Below are 24,190 nucleotides of genomic sequence, written 5' to 3'. Positions count from 1 at the left end.
GTACATCAATTAGTTCATATCGCAAATTAAATTCATGTATAAAAAGCCGCTGAAATAAAAATGCGAATAGCAGCAGTACCTGTTAAAGATACAAAACTGCTATTCGCAAAACGATTTTATGGTGACTATTGTTGCAATTTATTTCCGAAGGCCAGGTCGCCGGCATCTCCAAGACCAGGTACTATATACCCTTTGGCGGTCAGTTCATCGTCAATATCGCCCGCCCAAATGGTCAGGTTAGCTTTGGTATTGCGCAGCACATATTCTATCCCCACAGTACAGGCAATGGCCACCACCAGGTGAATATGACTGGGTTTCCCGATGGCTTCCAGGTGCTCAATGGTTTTTACCAGGGAGGCGCCGGTAGCCAGCATAGGGTCTGAAAGAATCAGCACCTGCCCATCTATCGACGGGGTGCTGACATATTCCAGGCTGATATCAAAAGAGCCATCGTGGTTATGTTTGCGGTAAGCCGAGATAAACGCATGATCTGCCTTGTCAAAATAATGCAGTAATCCCTGGTGCAAGGCCAAACCTGCGCGTAAAATAGTGGCCAGTACAGGCTGTGCCTTCAGTACGCGACAGGTAGCAATACCCATGGGGGTAGTCACCTCTTTGTCTTCGTAATCCAGCATTTTACTGATCTCATAGGCCGCCACTTCCCCCAGTCGCTCCAAATTACGCCGGAAGCGCATACGGTCCGTTTGAACCTCCACATTCCTGATCTCGCTTAACCATTCTCCAACCAACGAATTGGTTTCACTTAAATTGATAATCATGAGCAATCCCTTTGAGGCCGCAAATTACCGAAAAATAGTGAACTACTCTTTCTCGTCCTTGTCCAGTAATTTGGCTTTCTTTACCAGCTGTATGAATTCAGCCCGGTATCCTTCTTTGTCCTCTCCCCGGGCGGTTCCTGCCCACGACAACACCTGGTCGTAGGTAGCAGTGCCTGCAAAGGCAGAACGCCTTAATAACTGGCCAAAAGCTGCTACTGCGGTGGCCATCCGGAAGTCTTCCGGTGCTGCGCCAATTTCCTGGTTATCATAAGGCAGCACCTTTTCCATTAGCTGGCTCTTTGCTGCAGCAGGCTCCTTGTAGCGCAATTTTACGGTCAACACCTCTTTCTGATTACCCACTATTTTACCCCGCTGGTATTTTAACGGATCCACCCAGTTCACGCTTTCCCCTTTCTTACTGGTAGGTATTAGCTCATACAGTGCGGTAACCGTATGCCCCACGCCCATATCGCCGGCATCTTTCTTATCGTTATTGAAATCTTCGTTCTGCAATATCCTGTTTTCATAACCTACTAACCGGTAAGCCTGTACGAAGCTCGGATTGAATTCGACCTGCAGCTTTACGTCCTTGGCCACGGTAAACAGGGTGCCTCCAAACTCGGTTACAAACGTTCTGCGGGCTTCTTCGAAATTATCAATGTAAGCATAGTTGCCGTTGCCTTTGTCGGCCAGCAGTTCCATGGTGTTATCTTTTAAGTTACCCATGCCAAAACCCAGTACAGACAAGAAGATCCCTTTCTGTCTTTCATTTTCTATCAGGCGGGTCAATGCTCCCTCACTGGAGATACCCACGTTGAAATCGCCGTCTGTAGCCAATATTACCCGGGTGTTGCCGTTTTCTTTGCGGAGTTTAGCCGCAATGTCATAGGCCAGCTGTATGCCGGCGCCACCGGCGGTAGAGCCACCAGCCTGTAGTTCATCGAGCGCCGACAGTATACGTTGCTTGTTATTGCCGCTGGTAGGTGGTAATACCACACCGGCAGCGCCTGCATATACTACAATGGCTACTTTATCCTGCGGGCGTAATTGTTCCGTCAATACCCTGAAGGCTTTTTTAACCAATGGGAGCTTGTTTTCTTCATCCATAGAGCCCGAAACATCCAGCAGGAACACCAGGTTGGTAGGAGGGAGGTCTTTGGTGTCTACCTGTTTGCTTTTCAGGGCCACGCGCACCAGCTGATGGCCGGTATTCCAGGGACAGATGGCCATATCGGTATAAATGGCCACCGGATCTTTGCCGGTAGGGGCTTTATAGCCATAATCAAAATAATTGATCATTTCTTCCACTCTTACCGCGTCTGGCGGCGGCATTTCGCCGTTGTTCAGGAAACGGCGCATATTGCTGTAAGAAGCCCGGTCCACATCTATGCTGAAGGTACTCAACGGTTGATCTGTTACCGCATGGAAGATATTTTCGTTGATAGGACTGTAGTCTTCTGTGTTGGATGGTGCATATGAAACCCGGCCATTATTGGCGGCTACGCCTGATACCACCATCTCATAATTTTGAGTAGCCACCATATTGCGTTTGGGGGCAGCAGATTTAACAGTAGGTGCAGGAGTCGGTGCTGGCGGCTCTCCACAGATGACTACGTCTTGCATTATATACCGGCTCCTGTCTTTAACTAGCCGTTGTAACAGATGGAGGGTAACATTGACGGAGGTCTGTTTGTCGTTTACCGTAAGTGTTACTACTTTGTAGTTAGTAGCGCTGACTTCCAGTGTAACTGTTCCCACAGGGACTTTCAGGCTAAAATGCCCTTTGGTATCAGAGGCCGTCATCACATCCGTATTTTTTATCCGAACCACCGCATTCGCTACAGGTTGATTACCTGTGCTTTCTTTTATATTACCGGTAATAGTGCGCAGCTGTTGGGCGGATACAGCGAGTGCCACCAGGCAGTTGAATAATAGCAGAGCGAGATATTTTTTCATGGCGATATTGTTTTCTGCTAATAGGATGGCATCCATGTGGCTGTTTCCATAAATCAGGAAAAAAAATATTTTAAAACTACCTTTGCTGAAATTTTTTGAGATGGTATATAACGTGATTGGCACCATGTCTGGTAGCTCATTAGACGGACTGGATATAGTTTTTGCAGAACTGACCGAAATACGCGGACAGTGGACCTATGCTATTAAAGCCTCCGAGAGCCTGCCTTACGAGCCGGAATGGGTAGAGAAACTGGCCCAGGCAACCACCTTGCCGGCCAGGGACTATCTGCTGCTGCATACGGCCTATGGGCATTATACCGGGCAGCGTATCCTGTCTTTCATAGAAAAGAACCAGCTGGATCATAAAGTACATTTTATTGCCTCACATGGTCATACCACTTTTCATATACCTTCTGCTAAAACAACGGCCCAGCTGGGCGATGGAGCGGCTATTACCGCGGTAACCGGCTTACCGGTGATTACCGATCTGCGGGCAGTAGATGTGGCATTGGGTGGCCAGGGAGCGCCTATTGTACCTATTGGTGAAAAATACTTATTGCCGGGATACCAATACTGGCTGAACCTCGGAGGCATTGCCAATGTATCTGCCCAGTTGCCGGATCAATTTGTAGCATTTGATATTTGCCCCGCTAACCGCGTGCTGAATTCCCTGGCTGCAGCGCTGAATAAGCCTTACGACGATGGTGGCGCCCTGGCGGCCGGTGGCGTTGCGGATGTTGTGTTGCTGAATCAGCTGAACAGCCTGCCTTATTATGCTGCTTCATGGCCCAAATCGCTTGCCAACGATTTTGGTACCGATACCATCCTGCCTATGATAGCGCCTTTGCGTATTTCTGTACAAGGTAAGCTGCGTACCTATGTAGAACATATTGCAGTACAGGTAGCACAGGCCGTAAAAGCACTGAAAGAAAACATGCCGGAAGGACCCGGTAAAATGCTCGTTACCGGTGGCGGCGCGTTCAATACCTTCCTGGTAAATACGATACAACAACGACTGGAGCCGTTAGGAATTACAGTAGAAGTGCCCGATGCACTGACTGTTAATTTTAAAGAAGCCTTGATTATGGCACTGATAGGCACTTTGCGCTGGAGACAGGAAGATAATATCTTGAGCGGGGTCACCGGCGCATCAAGAGATTCCATCAATGGAGCACTCTGGACGAGCCGGTAACAGTATGTTAGAAGTTTTTCTCCAGGAGCTGGAATTTATCTCCATCAAATAAGCCAAGATCGCTTAGTTTCAAATGAGGAATAACCAGTAACGCCATAAAGGACAATGTCATGAATGGCGATGCCAGCCGGGAACCAAGGGCTTTGGCTGCTTTATCGAGGGCGCTGTATTGTGCAGCTACCGTATAGCCGTCGAGGTTACTCATCAAACCCGCTACCGGCAAAGGCAATACGGCGGTATCTGCGCCGTTTACCACGCTGATACCGCCCTGCTCGGCTATTACCGCATTGATAGCAGCGGCCAGGCTTTCGTCGTCGGTACCTACAGCAATGATGTTATGACTGTCGTGCGCTACCGAAGAGGCAATGGCGCCCTGTTGCAACCCAAATCCGTGGATAAATGCCATTGCGGGAGCTGCCGGGCGGTAACGGTTTACTACAGCTAGTTTCAGCACATCTTTCGATATACTGTTTTGCACGTTCCCGTCAGCTACCGGGAGTGTTTCCTGGAGAGTATTTGTAATCAGCTGACCATCGAGTGCTGCTATCGCCCTGGCGCTTACCTCGGTGCTATCGATGTTATTGGCAGGCATACGGAAGTCGGCCGCCTTCACAGGATGGCATATGAAATTATTCACAGGAGCCGATGCAATGCTGGGTATGAGCGTACGTCCATTTTCCGCTACTTTTACCCCATCGATATAAGTGGCCAGTATGTTGAAATCTTCCAGGTTATCTACCACAATGAAATCAGCCCGATCATTTTCCTTCAGCAGGCCGTTATCCAGCTTGTAATGTACTACCGGGTTGATACAGGCGGCGCGTAGTATTTTGAAGAGATCTATACCATGTGCCAGCGCTCTCTTTACCAGCAGGTTAATATGCCCTTCTTCCAGGTTATCGGGGTGCTTATCGTCGCTGCAAAACATAATATGGTCGGCATAGTCATTCAGTAAAGGGTATAATGCTTCAAAATTTTTGGCAGCACTTCCTTCCCGGATAAGAATATGCATTCCGTACTTCAATTTATCCAACGCTTCTTCAATAGTAAAACATTCGTGGTCGGTACTGATACCTGCGGCAATATAGTCGCGGGCAGCGTCGCCTCTCAGCCCAGGGGCATGGCCGTCTACAGGCTTACCTGCTTTTTTTGCAGCGGCGATTTTAGCTATCACTTCCGGATCTTTATGCAGTACTCCCGGGAAATTCATCATTTCCGTAAGATACCTGATATCGGGCCTATCCAGCAGGGCTTCGATATCGGCTACCGTAACGGTGGCGCCTGCGGTTTCAAAAGTGGTGGCCGGCACACACGAGGGGGCGCCAAAGTTGAACCGGAAGGGTACCTGTTTACCGTTTTCCAGCATATAGGTAACGCCGGCAACGCCCATTACATTGGCTATTTCATGCGGATCGCTGACGGTGGCAATAGTGCCATGTACAACGGCCATCCGGGCAAATTCGGAAGGAATGAGCATAGAGCTTTCTACATGTACGTGCGCGTCTGTAAAGCCAGGCAGCAGGTAGTTGGAGTAAGGTCGACTGTCCCGTGTAATCCTGGCGATGCGGCCGTTTTCTATATGCAGGGTAGCCGGGTAAATGTCCTCTTGCAGGATATCCACCAGGTTGCCCGATATCTGGAATGTATTCATGCCGTAAAGCTAAGGAATAGGTGGCATTTTCGGCCCTGGCGTATTTTTTGGTAAAACGTTGGAGGAGATGTTTTTTGGTTATCTTTAGTTACCAAAGAAACGAATATCAAAAACGTATTTATGACAAGAATTAAATCTTATGCGCTGCTGGCAGCCTTTCTGATAACAGGAATCAGCACTTACGCCCAAACTGCAGACGAAATTATTGCAAAGAATACCGCTGCGATGGGCGGGGAAGCAAAATTGAAAGACCTGAAAACACAATATGTAGAGGGGAGTATGGAAGTGCAGGGGCAATCTGTGCCCATCAAAAAATGGGTAAAACAGAATGAAGCCATGCGACTGGAATTCAATGTGATGGGAAGCAGCAATATACAGGTAGTAACCCGGTCTGCCGGATGGAGCCTGATGCCGGTGATGATGCAAACAGCGCCCCAGGATATGGATAGCGCTACCCTGAAAATCATGCAAACGCAGCTGGATCTGAGAGGAGAGCTGTACGATTATAAAAACAAAGGAAAGAAAATAGAATTAGCAGGTAAGGAAGATATAAATGGTGCGCCGGCCTATAAGCTGAAAGTGACCGGGGAGAGCGGCTCTACAGGAGATGTTTATATAGATGCCAATACCTTCCTGATTGTGAAAACGGTGAATAATATTAATATCAAAGGACAGTCACTGGAGCTGGTGTTGCTGATGTCCGACTACAAGAAAACGCCGGAAGGCTATGCCTATGCGGTCACTACCACGCAAACACCGGGTGATGTTAAAATAAATGTGTCTAAGGTAGATGTGAATACACCGGTAGCAGATACGCTGTTTGTTAAACCACAATAAAGAATTACGGATATACGCTGGTGGAATGCTGATTGACACGCCCCGCCAGCGTATACCTCCTGTGTACAAATATTATTTATACAATTTGGCCATGGCTTTTGCCTCTTCGGCCATTTTTTTTGCCAGGTGGACTGGCTGCAGCACTTTTACCTGGGCGCCATAGCTGAGCAATGTCATGGTGAGCTCGGGGTTGATGACAACGTTAAGGGATATACGACATTCCTGGTCATTATCTTCCACTACTTCCTGGGAAGCGTGTATGGGCTGTGATTTAACGTATTTGCCCTGTTTAGGCGCGAAGCTCAGCAAAACATGTTCGGGTTCCCCATCATGTACGGTGATGCCAACAGCATGCTTGAAATAGCTGGCATCGTCAAAATTCTTTTCATCAAAATGTTTCATGGTTGGCCAGAGCTTCACAATCCTGTCCAGCGCAAAGGTAATAACAGCGCCGCCGCGGGTCTGCTGGCTTTTGCCGATCAGGTAAAAGCGGTGTTGATATTCCCGGAGGTGATAGGGCTCTACCCAATGTTCCTTGGGTTCGTCGCGTTCAAAGCTCTGGTAGGCAATCCGGATGACTTCCAGGTTTTTAATAGCGTCTACAATTTCGGGGATATGTTCGGCGCCTTTGTATTGAGAGGCGCGGGCAAATTTAATCAGGCCTTTATGTTGCAGCGCTTCCCGGTTCATTTTCAGGCTGGCGGCTATTTTGAGGATAGCGTCTTCAAATTGTTGCACTACCGGCAAACTGCGGAATTGTTCCAATATGCCAATGGCAATTTCCAGCCCCTGCAGATCTGCTTCTTCTATAGGGGAATTACTGATGGAAAAACTTTCATCTGCGTACCGGTAGGTGCCGCTGCTGCGGTCGTATACGATAGGCGCCATGTAGTTTAATTCCGGGTCCTGTCGCATGTCCTGTAAATCTTTCTGGATGGTACGAACGGAGATGCCCGTTCCCATTTTATCAGATACATATTCAATCAGGTTGTCCAGGGTAGGTTTGGGTTTCTGTTTGCTGCGCAGTCGCTCATCGATCCAACGGTAGCGCGACACCGCATCTTTGTTCTTTGGCAATAGATAAAATTTAGATAATAAAAATAAGCAATTCCTGCTTTTGCAAATAAGGATAAAAAAAATATAGCGAAAAGATCACTACGCAAATTCCATGCGTTCAGCGCTGCTAGATTTGTATTGTTATCAAAACGGAATGGTTATGAATCAAGTAAATACAACTACAGCCATTACACAAATGCAGGCGATTTCAATTGGGCAAATCATCATGGATGATTCCAATTACCTGACGCTCTGGGGCCAGGTGCTACAGGATGGTGTGTGGTATCCCTGTGATTTTGTAACTACCTATGAAGTCATGAATACCATGCTGCGTTTCGGCCAGGATAAACACGATGCGGTACAGATGACCATTGTGAAAAAACTGGAAGATATGCGCCGTATCCCGGATATTATCGACCTGGAAGCGGAATTGGGAACTGCCGTAGTTTTTGACAACCTTATTTTTTATATGCGTCGTCCATGCCTGCAGCAGGACGATAACTGGGAGGCCTATGCGGATGAAGAGTGCTATTATATAGAACGGGTGATACAGATGCCCATCGTGCCGGTACCGCCCACTTTACCACCCGCCGCCCGCCTGCAGGGAGAAGATAATGAGAAAATGGAGTATTGTATCCAGTTACTTCATGATGCCTATAACCTATACCTTGGATTTATTGAGATTGAACTCGGGGATGAAGCTGCCAGAATGAAGGCCGGTCTGGAAAATGATTATAAGTTCAGCATGGCTTATTATGCCTGGCAGCTACATACCTCAAATACTTAACCCCCTGTTAGCCATATTCTTATCTATTGAATAACCCCTTTCAGCTGTTGTATGAACCCCTTTTCTATCCGTTGATTGAACCCTGTTAAACATTGTTTGTTAACCCCAATTCCCCTCCCCCGGAAAAAAAATCGGCAAAATTGAGAAAAAAATCCCTAGAAGTCTATAAATTTTGTAGGAAAAGGTTATTTTTGGTCAATAAAATCGCAGAACTATGAGTTTAAGACTGGGCGATGTTGCTCCAAACTTTAAGGCTAATACCACTTTAGGAGAGATAGATTTTTATGAATTCCTCGGTGATGGCTGGGGTATCTTATTTTCTCACCCGGCAGACTTCACCCCGGTATGTACTACCGAGCTTGGTAAAACTGCCCTTCTGAAAGAGGAGTTCGCGAAACGTAATACTAAAGTGCTGGCTGTCAGTGTAGATCCGCTGGATAAACACCTGAGCTGGATAAATGATATCAACGAAACACAACAGTGTGACGTAACTTTTCCTATTATTGCAGATGAAAACAAGACAGTGGCGAATCTGTATGACATGATTCATCCAAACGCCTCTGAAACATTTACCGTTAGATCCTTGTTTATCATTGGACCGGACAAAAAAGTGAAACTGATCATCACTTACCCGGCCTCTACCGGCAGAAACTTCCATGAAGTGCTGCGCGTGCTGGATTCCCTGCAGCTTACTGCTAAATACAGCGTAGCTACACCAGCCGACTGGAAAGATGGAGAAGATGTAATCGTTACCGCAGCGGTGTCCACGGCAGACATTCCTGCCCGTTTTCCGAAAGGCCATAAAATTATCAAGCCTTACCTGAGAACAACACCTCAGCCCAACAAATAATGAAGAAGTAGCCCGCTAAAGGCTTTACTTATAAAGATTTTTTAATGGTTGGTTTTTGATTTTTACGAAACGGGGATTTCTCCCCGTTTTTTTATGTCCTTTTTCTGCCTGTTAAACAAACCCATATAGATAGGACTCCCTGTAATTAGTATAAAAAAGATTAGGGAAAACAAAAACAGCTTCCTGCTTCCGTTTCCCCTAATCCTTAAAAAATCAAACAAAACAACATCCTTTATAACAGCCCTTATTCCGCGGAGAGCTCCTCTCCAATGGCAGGCTGTTTGCCCCTATGCTTCCGCAATTGCGTCAACAGGGCACTCATATCTTTAGGCAGTGGCGCCTCTATGGTATATTCCTTTCCGTTTTGATCTTTAAATACCAGCATCGACGCATGCAGCGCTAACCGGCTCAATAACGGACGCTCTTCTTCTGTATGCTTACCCAGCTTGAATTTCTTCTTGATGGTCGACAAAAGGATGGGCTGTGCGCTGCCATAAAACTCGTCTACAGCAATGGGATGACCCAGGAATTTCATGTGCACCCTGATCTGGTGCGTACGCCCGGTATGAATCTGCATCCTGACCAGGCTATACAAACCAAATTCTTCCAGCACTTCATAGTCGGTGGAAGAAGGCTTACCCTTACGGTTGGTCACCATCTTTCCCTTCTGCACGGGGTGCTCCATAATGCCCTCGCTCACATTCCCCTGTTTAGTAGTAAGCTGACCGCTTACCAGGCCCAGGTAGAATTTTTTCACGTCCCTGCTTTCAAACAGCTGGGAGAAATATTTGTGAGCGGCCTCATTACGGGCAAACAGGATAATGCCGCTGGTTTCGCGGTCCAGCCGGTGTACTGTAAATACCTCACCATACGCCTTCTTCATGATAGCAATTAATGAGCTTAACTCATTGTCATGACGATCGGGTAGCGTGAGCATGCCGGCCGGCTTGTTCACGATAACAAAATCAGGTGTTTCCAGTATAATATGATCTACTAATCGCATCAGGTTATTCGGCAGTTATTTTTTAAAATGTTTCAACAGGATGACTTCTTTCTCTGTGAGGAAGCGCCATTGACCCCGGTTCAACGTTTTTTTGGTCAGACCTGCATACATTACCCGATCCAATTTTTCAACGGTATATTCCAGGTGTTCAAAAATACGGCGTACGATACGGTTCTTACCACTGTGAATCTCAATACCCACCTGCTTTTTGTCCTTCGGATCTACATAGCCCAGTGCATCTACTACAGCTACACCATCTTCCAGGGTTACGCCGTCAATAATTTTGTCAAAGTCGCCCTTGGTAAGCGGTTTATCCAGTTCTACCTGGTAAATCTTTTTGATATTGTGTTTAGGATGTGCGAGTCGCTGCGCCAGTTCTCCGTCATTGGTGAGCAACAGCAATCCAGATGTGTTGCGGTCCAAACGGCCTACCGGGTACACTCTTTCATTTTCTGCGGCGTCCTGGATCAGGTCCATTACGGTTTTACGGCCTTCCGGATCATCGGTAGTAGTGATATAACCTTTGGGTTTATTCAGCAGAATATAAACCAGGTTTTTAGTAGGGGTAATTTTTTTATCCTGCATCGTCACGTGATCGCTGCTGGTTACTTTGGTAGCAGGCTCCGTAACTACTTTGCCATTCACCGTTACCTTACCTTCTTTAATCAGGTCTACCGCCTTTCTGCGGGAGCAAAGACCACAGTGCGCCACAAATTTGTTCAATGGCATTTCGCCGGGACCAAAGATGCTTTGCTTGCTTTCGCCGCCATCTTTCGCAGCTGCCGTGTGGTTAGTATCTTTTACCTTGATACGTTTTTTCCGGTCTTGTTTATCGGCAAAACGTTCATTGGTTTTATCAAAGAATTTTTTCCGGTTAAATCCGCTGGGAGTCTCTCTGTCTGCAGATTTGCCACCTTTTTTATTGTCACCGTGAAAATGGAAAGCGCTGTCATCGTTCTTTCTGGTAACGCCGTAGGTGCGTTTCCGTAACGGCTTGTCTTCGCCGCCAGTACGTTTACCAAATGCAGGCTTATCGTCGCGTTTGAAGTCGCCGCTACGTTTATCTTCACCTCTCTCGCCAAAGCTGCGCTTAGGTTTATCCTCTCCTCTTTCACCAAAGTTGCGCTTAGGTTTATCTTCACTTCTTTCGCCAAAATTGCGTTTAGGCTTAGTGTCGCCTCGTTCGCCGAAGTTGCGCCTGGGTTTATCCTCGCCTCTTTCTCCGAAGCTGCGTTTCGGTTTATCGTCACCGGCGCCAAAGCCAGGCTTGCGGCCACCGGCAGAGAAACCTGGTTTATGGGCGGGGCGCTCGTTATTATCGAAAGTACGTTTGCGGAATGCGGGCTTTTCATCCCCGGTTTTCCCACCTTCAAAACGGGAAGAACGGAAAGATGGTTTGCCTTCTGTATGGCCGCTATCTTTTGCAGAGGCTCTTCCTGGCCTTTCGCCGTCAACGGAAAAGCGGTTGCGATTGCCTGCTGGTTTGTCGCTTTTACCCATCTTATTGTCCCTGGATGGACCAAACCCTTTTTTAGCAGGTTGTTTTTTCTTCATAAATTATCATTGATTGATGGTCATGGATGCATGACCAATAAGAATATGCATGTTAATAGTTAGCCTTTGTTGGCCAGTTGTCCGCAGGCGGCATCAATATCTTTACCGCGACTACGGCGCAGCCTTGCATTCACCTTGTTTTTAGCCAGGTATTCCATAAACTCTTCTGCTGTTTGGGCATCAGGCTTCTGGAAACGGGCCATACCAATTGGGTTGTACTCGATGATATTCACCAGGTCTGCCGGTACCTGCCGGTAAATTTTAATCAATTCATCAGCATCTTCTTTGGCATCGTTAAAATCCTTGAAGAGAATATATTCAAAGGATATTTCGTTTTCAGTGGCTTTGTAGAAGTAGTTCAGCGCCGCAATCAACTCTTTCAGGTTGTTGGAATCGTTGATCGGCATGATTTCACTGCGTTTCTTATCATTTGCCGCGTGTAAAGATAAAGCCAGGTTAAATCTTACCTTATCATCTCCCAGCTGCCGGATCATTTTCGCTACACCGGCGGTGGACACCGTAATACGTTTGGGCGACATCCCCAGTCCATCAGGGGCGGTAATCCGCTCAATAGCCTGCAGTACGTTCTTATAGTTGAGCAGAGGTTCGCCCATGCCCATAAACACAATATTGCTCAGCTTTTTGCCATAAGAAGTCATTGCCTGTTCGTTGATGAGCGCTACTTCGTCGTAGATTTCATCAAAGTCGAGGTTGCGCTTGCGGTCCATATAACCGGTAGCACAGAATTTACAGCTCAGACTACAGCCTACCTGGGAGGATACACAGGCAGTTTGACGGCTATCAGTAGGTATCAGTACACCTTCTACCAGGTGATTATCGTGCAGGCGAAAACGGCTTTTAATGGTGCCATCATTACTCTGCTGCACGGCATCTACTTTTATAGCCGGAAGGGTGAAATGTTCGGTGAGTTTTTGTCTTAGTTCTTTTGAGAGATTGGTCATCGCTTCAAAACTATCGGCATGACGCAGCCAAAGCCACTCATATACCTGTTTCGCGCGGAAAGGTTTTTCACCTATTGACCCGAAATATTCCTGTAAGGCCGGCAGGCTTAAATGCCGGATATTTTTATTGTCAGACTTCATTATTTGACCGTTGTTTGAGCAATTGGCTGCCTTCCGGCAGTCGAAAAGTAACGGCAAAGATACGTAATATTGGGATACTGACAGAATAGCGCCTAAAAAGCAATGCCACAGCCGTTTCCAGCCGTGGCATCCCTGCAGTTATATAGCATTTATTTCATCCATATGGCCGCAAACCGGGAGGAGTTGTCGTATCCCTGTATTCGGTACAGCTGGTATCCCTGGGCGGTTAAGTCGGTGAACTTGGCCTGGTAATCGGCCGGGCTCATGTTCATATAGGAATAATAAGCCTTGTTCCTTGGCCACCACAGGCCCCCCACGTTGTTTTGGCTGCCGTTTTCCTCCACATTGACGTTTACCGTCATCAATCCTGCTTTATTGAGTTCGTCAAATTTTTTAGTAAAATCATTGGTATTCATGCCATAATACATGTAAAATCCTCCTGGGTTGTTGCTGCCAAATACCCCGGCATGATAACGTTTACCACCCGCATAGTATACCACATGTTCGGTAACCCGCATTTTTTGCTGATCAACGCAGGTTTTCCATTTGGCATTCCATACGTCGTCGGTGGCATTATGCACTGCTACAAAGTTTTCGTTGCCGCGGAGTTTCCAGATAACAGTAAATAAAGGATTGCCTCCGGCATCGTTTACTACGGAAATCTGGCGGGGAATAAAACCTTTGGCGTAATACTCATCAAAGTATTGCTGATACTGGGTAGCATTCATATTGATACGGCAATACCACTGTGAGGGCAGGCCGTATTGGAAAGAACCGGATGCCAGGTATTGATTACCGGCTTTATGTACACTCAATGTTTGCAGCGCCATCCCCATACCGGTATAATAGCCCCAGTACTGGGTGATATGCTGCACCGGCACATTATGGAACGAGGGATAGAAAGGAGCAAAGAAACGGTTGAATGCGCCCGTGGCGCCGATTTCATAACAGGAAGCATTGCTGTTGTCGGAAGTGGAGTAAACACCGTAAGGATCTACTTCCATCCAGTCGGCCCCGGTGCCGGGACTTTTAATCCACAGCATGAAATGCAGGTGGTTATTGGCGGTATAGGGATTAGTAGGCGTACCATCCTGGTTAAGTCCCCATCCGGCGCCACCAAAGCCGGTATTGCCCGACCAGGCAATCTGCTGGCCTGCATATACTTTGTCGCCGGCTTTTACCTTCAGCTTTTGGTCATTAGTACCCCAAAGCAGCTGGGAAGGATTGGGCAGGTTCGCGAATTTCTTATACTTGGTATCCCGTGCATCCAGGTTGCCGGGATCACTGACAGGGATCACTTTTGCATTGGCTACGTCATGGTCAAACCCGCCACGGAGGTGGAAATAGCCGGTGCGGTAGATGGTGCCGTCCTGGGCGATATGTTCTATGATCACCACATTACCGAAAAAAGGATCCCACATGGCGGTAACTACCTTACCTGCAGCGCTGGCGTATACCCCAAAAGTAGGATCTATACCGGGGCCATAAGCATCTGATGTTTTGGAGAAATCTACCGAACCATGGCCACTGCCATTATCATACTTCCAGGCGCCCCCGGGATATACTTTGCTGTTAGTGAAAGGGAGGAAGAAAGGTACTTTGGGAGTAAGACTTTCTGCATAAGTCCGTGCATCGTTTTCGTTGCTGAAAATAGCCGCAGGAGAGGCGTATAGCTGATTTTTATTGGCAGCTTCATCTTTGATGTTATAACTGCAGCACCCGATGGTAACAGTAGGAGTGGTGCAGAAGACCGGTGTATTCAGCTTTTTCACCGTAATAGGACCATTGTCGATGCCAATGAAAGCGGTTTTACTATTGGCTATCATGTTCCATTTCGGCGCGGGCAACAAGCGCTGCACATTTACGTTGCGGCCTGGTGTTACCGGGAGTTGCCGGGACGGTTCTATACCTTCCTTAATAGGGGCCACAGGTTTAATAGGTCTGTAAAGTAATTCCGAGAGATTGGCGTCATTTTCTCCGACGGGTTGCTGTGCCTTGGTGATCAGGGGAAAAAGGCCTGTCAGGCACAATAGGATACGTAAGTACTTCATTTGTGGGGTTTTTAACGATGAATAATAATCGGGGGCAAAACTACGGTTCTGCAAAAGTTGGCCAAACGGTATTTATTAAAAGGCGGGAATAAGGTTATAACTGGCGGTGTTTTGGGGGTAGCTTGCAGGTGAAGAGGCGGTTTAACGGGGATGCTTTATATTGCAGTTAAACCAAAACAGTCACATGCAAGTTGCTTACATAGTAGATGCGGTACGTACTCCCATAGGCCGCTATGGTGGCGCACTGAGTAACATCCGCCCGGATGATTTGCTGGCGCATCTGATCAAAGCGTTAATGAAAAGAAATAGTTCCCTGGATCCGGCTGTTATAGAAGATGTGATTGCCGGCGCCGCCAACCAGGCAGGGGAAGATAACCGGAATGTAGCGCGGATGGCGGCACTCCTGGCAGGGCTACCGGTTACTGTAGCCGGTAATACCGTAAATCGTTTATGCGCCTCCGGTATGCAGGCCATTATGGACGCCGCCCGGGCAGTGATGTGCGGGGAAGGTGATGTATACCTGGCCGGCGGTGTAGAAAGCATGACCCGTGCTCCCTTTGTGGTGGCTAAGTCAGATTCCGCCTTCGGCCGTAAGGCAGAGATGTATGATACCACGATTGGCTGGCGTTTCACGAACCCCCGGTTGGCCGACATGTATCATCCCTATGCGATGGGTGAAACAGCCGAAAATGTGGCTAACCAGTGGAAGATAGGAAGAGAAGAACAGGATATTTTTGCATTGCGTAGCCAAACCCTTTACCGGCAGGCATTAGAAGCCGGTAAATGGCAGGAGGAGATTATACCGGTAGAAATTGTCCAGGGGAAAGACGAAAAAATACTTTTTTCGGAAGATGAACATCCGCGGGCTACTACCCTGGAAAAGCTGGCTGCATTACGCCCCGCTTTTGCTAAAAATGGATCTGTTACTGCAGGTAATTCCTCTGGTATCAACGATGGTGCAGCAGCTGTACTTATTGTGTCGGAAAAGGCATTGAAACAATTTAACCTCCAGCCGCTGGCACAAATCAAAAGTATGGCAGTAGCGGGCGTAGATCCCTCCATTATGGGCATTGGCCCCGTACCCGCTTCCAATAAGGCCTTGCAGCGTGCCGGCCTCACGGTGGATCAATTGCACCTGGTAGAACTCAATGAAGCCTTTGCCGCGCAATCGCTGGCTTGCGTACGCGACCTGGGCCTGAACCCCGAACTGCTGAATGTAAATGGGGGCGCTATTGCTATCGGGCATCCACTGGGTTGTAGCGGCGTACGTATTACAGCTACCTTGTTACATGAAATGAAACGCAGACCCGGAGCTAAATATGGACTGGCAAGTATGTGTGTGGGTGTTGGTCAGGGAGCAGCTATTATATTCGAAAAAATTTAGGAGTAGGATTGCCCTAAAATAGCGAGCGGTCGGACATTACATCCGGCCGCTCGTTGCTGGCAAGCAAAAAAAAGGGTTCATCATAGACAGATTTGTTTCTCCGTCATCATTTTCCGGAGATTGATCAGACCATAACGCATCCGACCCAATGCTGTATTGATACTCACTTGCGTGAGATCTGCTATTTCTTTAAAACTTAATTCTGCATAGTGACGCAGGATAATTACTTCCCGTTGTTCTTCCGGAAGCATATCCAACATCCTGCGAACGCGGTCATGACTCTGGCGGGTAATCAGCTTGTCTTCCGCGCAGCTGTCGCTGAAACCTAATACATCGAAGATATCTTTGTCGTCGCCGGTCCTGATCATTGGCGTACGCTTAATCTTCCGGAAATGATCTACACAAAGGTTGTGCGCAATACGCATGGCCCAGGGAAGAAATTTTCCCTTCTCTGTATAACGTTCAGCCCTAATCGTATCAATGATTTTAATAAAGGTATCCTGGAAGATATCTTCTGCGAGGAAAGAATCTTTTACCAGTAGCAGGATGGAAGTGAACACCTTGTCTTTGTGACGGTGTACCAACTCTTCTAATGCGGAAGAATGTCCCTTTTTAAAGAGAGTAATCAACTGCTCATCGCACAATTTGTACATTACTTGCATAAACTTCTACAACTAGGCAGGTTAGTAAATAAATTACAGACTTTACAGCCAGTTTGGTTGTTTTTAATTAAGTAAAGTTTATGCGATAATGAGTAGTTTTTAGTTAAAGATCGATGCCTGAAATGCCAGCGAGATAGACCTGGTCTTATGCAAATATAACAGAATAGTTCAATAAAACAAATAATATTATAGTAGGCTTCGGGAGGCTAAAATAAAGGCTTTGAGCGGATTCGATATACCGCTCAAAAGCTAACTATTGAACTAACATCTTTTCCCTTAAATTTGTTCTGTCATGGCAACAAAAGTAAAGAAAGAAACAAGCGTAATTGATCCTCAGGAAGTTAGCCCGCAGGACCATATTTTCATAAAAGGAGCCAGGGTACACAATCTTAAGAATGTAAGCGTATCCATCCCTCGTAGCAAACTCGTTGTGGTAACTGGTGTGTCCGGTTCAGGAAAATCCTCCCTGACCATGGATACCCTCTATGCCGAAGGCCAACGCCGGTACGCGGAAAGCTTAAGCTCCTATGCCCGTCAGTTCCTGATGCGTATGAACAAGCCGGATGTCGACTATATCAAGGGGATTTGCCCGGCCATCGCTATCGAACAAAAAGTAATTACCCGTACCCCCCGTTCCACTGTGGGATCTATGACGGAAATTTATGATTACCTCCGGCTTTTATTTGGAAGAGTGGGTAAAACCTATTCCCCCATCTCCGGAAAACTGGTAAAAAAACATGAGGTAAGTGACGTGGTAGATTTTATCACGAAACTAAAGCATGGCAGTAAAGTATTACTGCTGGCGCCTTTCCGTCGCCACGCCAAAAGGGAGGCGAAGGAAGAACTGGGCATACTGCAGCAAAAAGGGTTTTCCCGTTTATACGTACCCGGCGCCGAAGGTAATGGCCTGTTACGCATAGAGGAGCTGCTGGAACAAAAGAAGATTACCGTACCCGCCGATGCCTGGGTATTGATAGATCGCCTGGTAGTAAAGGATTTTGAAGAAGATGATAAACACCGTATAGCTGATAGCGTGCAGACAGCGTTTTACGAAAGTGAGGGCGATTGCTATGTGGAAGTGGATGGAAAAGATATCCAGCACTTCGCCAACCGCTTCGAGCTGGATGGTATCACCTTCGAAGAACCCGTACCTAACCTGTTTTCCTTCAATAACCCTTACGGCGCCTGCCCTACCTGTGAAGGCTTCGGACAGGTACTCGGACTCGATGCCGACCTGGTGATACCCGATAAGCGACTGAGCGTTTTTGAAGGTGCCATCGCTCCCTGGCGGGGGGAGAAAATGGGTGAGTATAAAGACGCACTCATTAAAGTGGCCCGTAAATTCAATTTCCCGGTACATAAGCCTATCGCCGAATTAACGGACGAACAGGTGAAATTGCTCTGGACCGGCAACGAACACTTCTATGGGCTGAACGAATTCTTTAAGATGGTAGAGCAAAACCTGTATAAGGTGCAATACCGTGTACTGCAAGCCCGTTACCGCGGTCGTACTATATGCCCGGAGTGTGGAGGCGGACGTTTACGCAAGGAAGCGCTCTACATCAAAGTGGGCAACCGGAATATCGCGGAGCTGGTAGACCTGCCCGTATCAGACCTGAGAAAATGGTTCGACGAACTCGATCTCAACGAATACGATCAGCAAGTAGCCAAACGTATTCTCATTGAAATAAATCATCGCATCAAAACCTTACTGGACGTAGGTCTCGGATACCTGACGCTCAACAGGGTAGCCAATACGCTGAGTGGTGGCGAAAGTCAGCGCATCCAGCTGACCCGGACCCTGGGCAGCAACCTTACCAATTCTATGTATATACTGGATGAACCCAGTATCGGTTTGCATGCACGCGATACCCACCGCCTGATCGCCGTACTGAAAGAACTGCGCGACCTTGGTAATACCGTGGTGGTAGTAGAACACGACGAACAGATGATGGAAGAAGCGGACTACATCATCGATATGGGCCCGCTGGCCAGCCACCTGGGAGGAGAGGTCATTTTCGCAGGTACCTATCCCCAGATACTGAAAGACGGTAAAAGCCTTACCGGTAAGTATCTCAGCGGACAGTTTACCATCGATCCGCCAGCCAAAGTACGGAAATGGAAAAAAGCCATTACTGTGGAAGGCGCCCGGCAACATAACCTGAAAAATATCACGGTTGATTTTCCGTTGCAGGTACTCACCGTTATCAGCGGTGTGAGCGGCTCTGGAAAAACTACCCTCGTAAAACAGATCCTCTACCCCGCGCTGATGAAGCTAAAGGGCGAGTTTGCAGAAAGGGTAGGTAACCACAAAGCCCTCAAAGGCGCTATGGATGATATTACACAGGTGGAAATGATTGACCAGAACCCGATTGGTAAGTCATCGCGTTCCAATCCTGTAACCTACATCAAAGCCTATGATGAAATCAGGGACCTGTATTCCAGGCAACAGCTGAGCAAGATGCGTGGCTTCCAGCCCAAACATTTTTCTTTCAACGTAGATGGCGGCCGTTGTGATGCCTGCAAAGGAGAAGGAGAGGTGATTGTAGAAATGCAGTTCCTGGCAGATGTACATCTTACCTGCGAAAGCTGCGGTGGTAAGAGGTTTAAAGACGAAGTACTGGAAGTTACCTATAAAGGGAAAAATATCTACGAAGTACTGGAAATGGGCGTAGATGAGGCGCTGGACTTCTTCAAAGATGAAAAAGAAGTATGCAATAAAATACGTCCTTTAAGCAGTGTGGGATTAGGCTATGTGAAACTCGGACAAAGCAGTGATACCCTCAGTGGTGGAGAGGCGCAACGTGTGAAACTGGCGTCTTTCCTCGGAAAAGGTAAAGCCCAGGGGCATATCCTCTTTATCTTCGATGAGCCTACTACCGGTCTTCATTTCCACGATATCAGGAAGTTGCTGGACTCCTTTAATGCACTGATAGATCAAGGCCATTCCGTACTGGTGATCGAACATAACCTTGATGTGATCCGGAGCGCCGACTGGGTGATCGATTTAGGCCCAGAGGGTGGCGCCGGCGGTGGTAACCTGCTGTACGCAGGTGTTCCAGACGGATTAAAGAAAGTAGCCGAAAGCTATACCGGGAAGTTCCTGTAACAAAGACATCAAAATAAAGTTAGAAAGGTGTATCGGTCATGATACACCTTTTTTATTGACAGGGCCGTCAGTGATGCTAACGGTTGCCCAATAAAAAAGGGCCGCACCCCGAAGGTGGCAGCCCTGAAAACTTTTATAGGCAAATGCCTGGTTATCTGAGTCGGTCGAGTGATTTGATCAGCTTCTCATCTTTATAAATGCCTCTTACCGCCAGGAACAACAAAATGATGATCACAATGGGTAAAAACGAGGCGATCTGGTAAGACGCGGATGTGATGGCTACGCCACCAGTACTTAATTTATTAGCAGTTTGCTGCACTACATAGTATTGATAAGCCAGGGCGCCAAAAGCAAAAAGAATGTTAAATATTGTCAGCCGAAACTGTAGTTTACGCTTCTTAAAAAGGAAGATGGTAACTGCGCTCAGCAGTATAATCACCACATACAGTACAAACAGGAGATAGTTGCTGGAAGCGTTTACATACACCGGATTAGGGTTGTTGGTCAGGGTAGCTTTCCACAGGTTAAAAGATAAGGCGGCAGCGCCGGCGGCGGCAGCCAATAGCAGATAGAGACTCTGGATGCGTTGTATCATGATATTTGTGAATGTTTAACGCCGTAAAAGTAAGTAATTTTAATGGTTAGTATCGTTAATAATAGGCAGGTATCCCACTATTGTGTTGGATGCGCTATTTGAATACTTCGTATATTGCACGCCCAATAACAATCTTATATTTATATGGCAAAGAAACTGAATAAGCAGGATGCGTTAGACTATCATGCAATGGGCAGGCCGGGTAAAATTGAAGTCATACCTACAAAAGACACTAAATCACAATGGGATTTGTCACTCGCATACTCTCCCGGAGTAGCAGAACCCTGTAAAGAAATTTACAACGACGTAGAAAACGTTTATAAATATACTGCGAAAGGCAACCTGGTGGGCGTTATCAGTAATGGTACCGCTGTACTGGGATTAGGAGATATAGGTCCTGAAGCCGGCAAGCCGGTGATGGAAGGGAAAGCCGTATTATTTAAAATATTTGCCGATATAGATGTATTTGATATAGAGCTGGACGCTAAAGATCCGGATACCTTTGTAGCGGCTGTAAAAGCCCTGGAGCCCACCTTTGGCGGAATTAACCTGGAAGATATCAAAAGCCCGGAATGCTTCGAAATTGAAGACAGGCTGAGAAAAGAGCTGAAAATTCCGATCATGCACGATGACCAGCACGGCACGGCCATCATTTCCTCCGCCGCCTTGCTGAATGCACTGGAACTGGTTAAAAAGAAGATAGAGAAGGTGAAAATTGTGGTAAACGGCGCTGGCGCCGCTGCCATGGCTTGTGTGAAGCTGTATGTAGCCCTGGGCGCCAAACCGGAAAATTTCATCATGTTTGATAAGGACGGTGTATTGAACAAAGACCGCCAGGACTTATCCGACAGGCATAAACAATTTGTTACCAACACAAAAATAACTACGCTGGCAGAAGCGATGAAAGGAGCAGATGTATTCCTGGGATTATCAGTAGGCAACGTAGTGTCTACCGACATGATCAAGAGCATGGCTAAGAACCCTATCGTATTTGCCATGGCCAATCCTGATCCGGAAATCGCTTACGAAACCGCTATCGCCGCCCGCCCGGACATCATTATGGCTACCGGCCGTTCTGATTATCCCAACCAGGTAAACAACGTATTGGGCTTCCCATACATTTTCCGTGGCGCCCTCGATGTGAGAGCCACCCAGATTAATGAAGCTATGAAACTGGCAGCAGTAAGGGCCCTGGCTGAAATGGCCAAATCGCCGGTGCCGGATATCGTTAACCTGGCCTATAACGAAAGAAATATTTTCTTCGGACCTAAATACATTATTCCCAAACCATTGGATCCCCGCTTATTGAGTACCGTAGCGCCTGCAGTAGCTAAGGCCGCCATGGAAAGCGGTGTGGCCCACCGGCCTATCACCGATTGGGAAGCTTACAAGAATGAGCTGAACCATCGACTGGGACTGGATAACCAACTGTTCCGCGTAATTGGTACCAAAGCGCGCCGTGATCCAAGAAAGGTTGTATTTGCAGAAGCAGATAACCTGAAGGTGCTGAAAGCCGCCCAGGTGGTGAACGATGAAGGTATTGCCCACCCAATTCTGCTGGGTAATGAAATCCGTATTCGTGAACTGATGCTGGAAAATGCCATCGAGATTGAAAATGCCGTGATCATTGATCCGAAGAGTGAGGAAATGAAAGAAATGCGTCATCGCTTCGGTGACCTCTTCTTCAAGAAACGCCAGCGCAAAGGACTGAACCAGTACGAGGCCCGTAAAATTATGCGTGAGCGCAACTATTTCGGCTGTATGATGGTGGAAACCGGTGAGGCAGATGCACTGATTTCCGGCCTTACCCGCAAATACCCGGATACTATCCGCCCGGCGCTGCAGGTAATAGGTATGGAAGATGGGGCCAAACGCGTAGCGGGTATGTATATTATCCAAACCAAGCGCGGACCATTGTTCCTGGCCGATACAACCGTAAACTTCAATCCTACTGCAGAAGAACTGGCAGATATTACCATGATGGTGGCTAAGGAAGTGAAACACTTCAACATCACGCCCCGCATTGCGATGTTGTCGTATTCCAACTTCGGCAGCAGCCCAACACCGGAAGCGCAAACTATGAGCAAGGCACGCGAAATCGTAAAACAACGCGATCCATCCCTCATTGTAGATGGTGAAATACAGGCTGCAATGGCCTTTAACAAGGAAATTCTGAAAGATAATTATCCGTTTACGGAACTGTTGGGAGAAGAAGTAAATACCCTCATCTTCCCTAACCTGGCAGCTGGTAATATTGCATATAACCTCTTACAGGAAGTAGCCGGGTTTGATGCCATTGGCCCCATCCTGCTGGGTATGAAAAAGCCGGTGCATATCCTGCAACTAGGTAGTACCGTACGCCAGATCGTAAACATGGTGAACATCGCCGTGGTAGATGCACAGGAGAAGTGTTGCCGTCAGGCCACTGAAGAGGGAAAAGGAAAAAAAGAGAAAAAGAAAAAGTAAGCGATAAAGCATAGCAAAAAGCTATTGTGGAGATGACCGAAGCGATTTTAATATTCGCTATCCTCATTCTCTGCAATAGCTTTTTGCTTTCCGCTTTTTCCTATATTTAAACATGCAAACTATTTCCCGTAAGAAAATATTTTTCCCGATTAATTCAGCCTTTCGCAATTACCTCAAATTGTATGAGCGGGAGTTGAAATTGCCTATATCCTACGAGGAACTACGGTATTATGATCAATCTATTTCCGTGTATGATAAGGAGGGTAAAGACACGCTTTGGGAAACCGTTTTCTATCCCCAAAGCATGGTTGGATCCATTCATGCAGGGCTAAAGCGGATATATTCCATTTTGAAGGCGGGCGGGGATCAAACCGCAGAGGAGCACCTGCATATAGAACGGATCGACTACTGCACTTTCGGAAATTCTCATCCTTTCCGGATTAAAATCGTCAATAACTATAATGAAGTATACGACTATTTTTATATTAAGATAGCCGATGCTTCCCGTATTTATGGCCTGGAACTGGAGCATATCTTATCTCCCTACTGGATGAACTTTCTGATAGATGGTAATACCCTGGTGGAAGAACATATTGCGGGTGTACCTGGTGATCAGTTTATTTTGCATTACCTGAACAGGCCTGAGTTTAACCCGAAACGTATAGCCAAAGAGTTTGTGAAATTCAATGAACGCTGTTTTGTACGATTATTGGGTGATATGCGTTCATATAACTTCGTGTTCGACATTACCCCCGATTTTGATGACGTGCAGTTCAGGATACGGGCCATCGACTTTGACCAGCAGTTCTATGAAGGCCGGCGTACGCTCTACATGCCGCAGTATTTTAAAGAAAACAGGGTGTTTGTAGATCTGGCAATTAAGCACCTGAATGCGGAAGTGGTGAAGCAGTATCAACAGGAGGAGCGCGCCGTAATTGCCCGTCGTATCAAAGCGCATCGCCATCGGATCAAGGACCTGCGGGATGTGATCATGACCGACCGGGTATCTTTCCCGGAAAAAATACAGCAGTTAGGAAATGAGTTAGCCGAATATTATCATGATGCCGTTTTCTCGCGTTGCAAAACCATGGGCGAAATTATAGAACGTAGCTTAAAGCGATTGCTGGTGAGCAGCTTGCGGTAAGCCCGGTATTA

The 24,190-nt window shown here is 47.1% G+C and carries 18 protein-coding genes; 8 read left to right on the top strand and 10 right to left on the bottom strand.

Annotated elements, in window-relative coordinates:
• Positions 1 to 125 precede the first annotated feature (125 nt).
• On the bottom strand, positions 126 to 779 hold the full coding sequence (gene upp, locus HGH91_RS07715; protein ID WP_168737913.1) for a uracil phosphoribosyltransferase: 654 nt from the start codon (positions 777 to 779) through the stop codon (positions 126 to 128).
• Between the two features lie 42 nt (positions 780 to 821).
• A complete protein-coding gene (locus HGH91_RS07710) occupies positions 822 to 2,735 on the bottom strand; it encodes a YfbK domain-containing protein (protein WP_168737912.1) in 1,914 nt (637 codons plus the stop codon).
• An 82-nt stretch (positions 2,736 to 2,817) separates the two neighbouring features.
• On the opposite strand from HGH91_RS07710, the gene HGH91_RS07705 reads away from it, so the two are divergent.
• Positions 2,818 to 3,927, top strand: a complete 1,110-nt coding sequence (locus tag HGH91_RS07705) for an anhydro-N-acetylmuramic acid kinase (RefSeq protein WP_247651689.1) — start codon at positions 2,818 to 2,820, stop codon at positions 3,925 to 3,927.
• Positions 3,928 to 3,934: 7 nt separating this feature from the next.
• On the opposite strand, the gene ade is transcribed toward HGH91_RS07705, so the two are convergent.
• Entirely contained in the window at positions 3,935 to 5,578 is a 1,644-nt protein-coding gene (gene ade / locus HGH91_RS07700) for an adenine deaminase (protein ID WP_168737911.1), read from the bottom strand.
• A 120-nt stretch (positions 5,579 to 5,698) separates the two neighbouring features.
• On the opposite strand from ade, the gene HGH91_RS07695 reads away from it, so the two are divergent.
• The gene (locus HGH91_RS07695; protein ID WP_168737910.1) at positions 5,699 to 6,415 is read left to right on the top strand and encodes an outer membrane lipoprotein-sorting protein; all 717 of its coding nucleotides are present in this window, start codon (positions 5,699 to 5,701) and stop codon (positions 6,413 to 6,415) included.
• A 72-nt stretch (positions 6,416 to 6,487) separates the two neighbouring features.
• Here HGH91_RS07695 and HGH91_RS07690 read toward each other — a convergent pair whose 3' ends face one another.
• Positions 6,488 to 7,492, bottom strand: coding sequence for a helix-turn-helix transcriptional regulator (locus HGH91_RS07690; protein ID WP_168737909.1), 1,005 nt, complete (start codon positions 7,490 to 7,492; stop codon positions 6,488 to 6,490).
• A 139-nt stretch (positions 7,493 to 7,631) separates the two neighbouring features.
• On the opposite strand from HGH91_RS07690, the gene HGH91_RS07685 reads away from it, so the two are divergent.
• Together HGH91_RS07685 and HGH91_RS07680 are read left to right on the top strand one after the other, a co-directional pair.
• Entirely contained in the window at positions 7,632 to 8,258 is a 627-nt protein-coding gene (locus HGH91_RS07685) for a hypothetical protein (protein ID WP_168737908.1), read from the top strand.
• A 214-nt stretch (positions 8,259 to 8,472) separates the two neighbouring features.
• Entirely contained in the window at positions 8,473 to 9,108 is a 636-nt protein-coding gene (locus tag HGH91_RS07680; RefSeq protein ID WP_168737907.1) for a peroxiredoxin, read from the top strand.
• Positions 9,109 to 9,352: 244 nt separating this feature from the next.
• Here HGH91_RS07680 and HGH91_RS07675 read toward each other — a convergent pair whose 3' ends face one another.
• The 4 genes from HGH91_RS07675 to HGH91_RS07660 form a co-directional block, all read right to left on the bottom strand.
• The gene (locus HGH91_RS07675; RefSeq protein ID WP_168737906.1) at positions 9,353 to 10,111 is read right to left on the bottom strand and encodes an RluA family pseudouridine synthase; all 759 of its coding nucleotides are present in this window, start codon (positions 10,109 to 10,111) and stop codon (positions 9,353 to 9,355) included.
• A 15-nt stretch (positions 10,112 to 10,126) separates the two neighbouring features.
• Positions 10,127 to 11,665 (bottom strand): pseudouridine synthase, encoded by a 1,539-nt coding sequence (locus tag HGH91_RS31200; protein WP_247651688.1) that lies wholly within the window; start codon positions 11,663 to 11,665, stop codon positions 10,127 to 10,129.
• 59 nt (positions 11,666 to 11,724) lie between these two features.
• Positions 11,725 to 12,768, bottom strand: a complete 1,044-nt coding sequence (gene rlmN, locus HGH91_RS07665; RefSeq protein ID WP_145660699.1) for a 23S rRNA (adenine(2503)-C(2))-methyltransferase RlmN — start codon at positions 12,766 to 12,768, stop codon at positions 11,725 to 11,727.
• Positions 12,769 to 12,917: 149 nt separating this feature from the next.
• Positions 12,918 to 14,819, bottom strand: a complete 1,902-nt coding sequence (locus HGH91_RS07660; RefSeq protein WP_168737905.1) for a M23 family metallopeptidase — start codon at positions 14,817 to 14,819, stop codon at positions 12,918 to 12,920.
• Between the two features lie 184 nt (positions 14,820 to 15,003).
• Here HGH91_RS07660 and HGH91_RS07655 point away from each other — a divergent pair, with 184 nt between their 5' ends.
• Positions 15,004 to 16,203, top strand: a complete 1,200-nt coding sequence (locus HGH91_RS07655) for a thiolase family protein (protein WP_168737904.1) — start codon at positions 15,004 to 15,006, stop codon at positions 16,201 to 16,203.
• An 80-nt stretch (positions 16,204 to 16,283) separates the two neighbouring features.
• On the opposite strand, the gene HGH91_RS07650 is transcribed toward HGH91_RS07655, so the two are convergent.
• Positions 16,284 to 16,865 carry an RNA polymerase sigma factor gene (locus HGH91_RS07650; protein ID WP_246121028.1) on the bottom strand — a complete coding sequence of 194 codons (582 nt, stop codon included), beginning with the start codon at positions 16,863 to 16,865 and terminating at the stop codon, positions 16,284 to 16,286.
• Positions 16,866 to 17,157: 292 nt separating this feature from the next.
• Between HGH91_RS07650 and uvrA the strand changes: the two genes are divergently transcribed.
• Complete coding sequence (gene uvrA, locus HGH91_RS07645; RefSeq protein WP_168737903.1) at positions 17,158 to 19,974, top strand: excinuclease ABC subunit UvrA; 2,817 nt, start codon at positions 17,158 to 17,160, stop codon at positions 19,972 to 19,974.
• Between the two features lie 151 nt (positions 19,975 to 20,125).
• Here the strand turns inward: uvrA and HGH91_RS07640 are convergent, their stop codons facing one another.
• A complete protein-coding gene (locus HGH91_RS07640) occupies positions 20,126 to 20,569 on the bottom strand; it encodes a DUF4293 domain-containing protein (protein ID WP_145660680.1) in 444 nt (147 codons plus the stop codon).
• A gap of 144 nt (positions 20,570 to 20,713) precedes the next feature.
• On the opposite strand from HGH91_RS07640, the gene HGH91_RS07635 reads away from it, so the two are divergent.
• Together HGH91_RS07635 and HGH91_RS07630 are read left to right on the top strand one after the other, a co-directional pair.
• Complete coding sequence (locus tag HGH91_RS07635; RefSeq protein ID WP_168737902.1) at positions 20,714 to 23,035, top strand: NADP-dependent malic enzyme; 2,322 nt, start codon at positions 20,714 to 20,716, stop codon at positions 23,033 to 23,035.
• Between the two features lie 112 nt (positions 23,036 to 23,147).
• Positions 23,148 to 24,179 (top strand): hypothetical protein, encoded by a 1,032-nt coding sequence (locus HGH91_RS07630; RefSeq protein ID WP_145660666.1) that lies wholly within the window; start codon positions 23,148 to 23,150, stop codon positions 24,177 to 24,179.
• Positions 24,180 to 24,190: the final 11 nt, after the last annotated feature.

The organism is Chitinophaga eiseniae (assembly GCF_012641265.1).
In the GTDB taxonomy this organism is placed as follows: Bacteria; Bacteroidota; Bacteroidia; order Chitinophagales; family Chitinophagaceae; genus Chitinophaga; species Chitinophaga eiseniae_A.
Note: the sequence above shows the minus strand (reverse complement) of the source record. Positions and strands in the feature narration are given on the sequence as shown.

Coding starts and splice junctions, on each gene's coding strand:
- upp (WP_168737913.1), bottom strand. CDS start 779: ATGATTATCAATTTAAGTGAAACCAATTCGTTGGTTGGAGAATGGTTA.
- HGH91_RS07710 (WP_168737912.1), bottom strand. CDS start 2,735: ATGAAAAAATATCTCGCTCTGCTATTATTCAACTGCCTGGTGGCACTC.
- ade (WP_168737911.1), bottom strand. CDS start 5,578: ATGAATACATTCCAGATATCGGGCAACCTGGTGGATATCCTGCAAGAG.
- HGH91_RS07695 (WP_168737910.1), top strand. CDS start 5,699: ATGACAAGAATTAAATCTTATGCGCTGCTGGCAGCCTTTCTGATAACA.
- HGH91_RS07685 (WP_168737908.1), top strand. CDS start 7,632: ATGAATCAAGTAAATACAACTACAGCCATTACACAAATGCAGGCGATT.
- HGH91_RS07680 (WP_168737907.1), top strand. CDS start 8,473: ATGAGTTTAAGACTGGGCGATGTTGCTCCAAACTTTAAGGCTAATACC.
- HGH91_RS07675 (WP_168737906.1), bottom strand. CDS start 10,111: ATGCGATTAGTAGATCATATTATACTGGAAACACCTGATTTTGTTATC.
- HGH91_RS31200 (WP_247651688.1), bottom strand. CDS start 11,665: ATGAAGAAAAAACAACCTGCTAAAAAAGGGTTTGGTCCATCCAGGGAC.
- rlmN (WP_145660699.1), bottom strand. CDS start 12,768: ATGAAGTCTGACAATAAAAATATCCGGCATTTAAGCCTGCCGGCCTTA.
- HGH91_RS07660 (WP_168737905.1), bottom strand. CDS start 14,819: ATGAAGTACTTACGTATCCTATTGTGCCTGACAGGCCTTTTTCCCCTG.
- HGH91_RS07655 (WP_168737904.1), top strand. CDS start 15,004: ATGCAAGTTGCTTACATAGTAGATGCGGTACGTACTCCCATAGGCCGC.
- HGH91_RS07650 (WP_246121028.1), bottom strand. CDS start 16,865: ATGCAAGTAATGTACAAATTGTGCGATGAGCAGTTGATTACTCTCTTT.
- uvrA (WP_168737903.1), top strand. CDS start 17,158: ATGGCAACAAAAGTAAAGAAAGAAACAAGCGTAATTGATCCTCAGGAA.
- HGH91_RS07640 (WP_145660680.1), bottom strand. CDS start 20,569: ATGATACAACGCATCCAGAGTCTCTATCTGCTATTGGCTGCCGCCGCC.
- HGH91_RS07635 (WP_168737902.1), top strand. CDS start 20,714: ATGGCAAAGAAACTGAATAAGCAGGATGCGTTAGACTATCATGCAATG.
- HGH91_RS07630 (WP_145660666.1), top strand. CDS start 23,148: ATGCAAACTATTTCCCGTAAGAAAATATTTTTCCCGATTAATTCAGCC.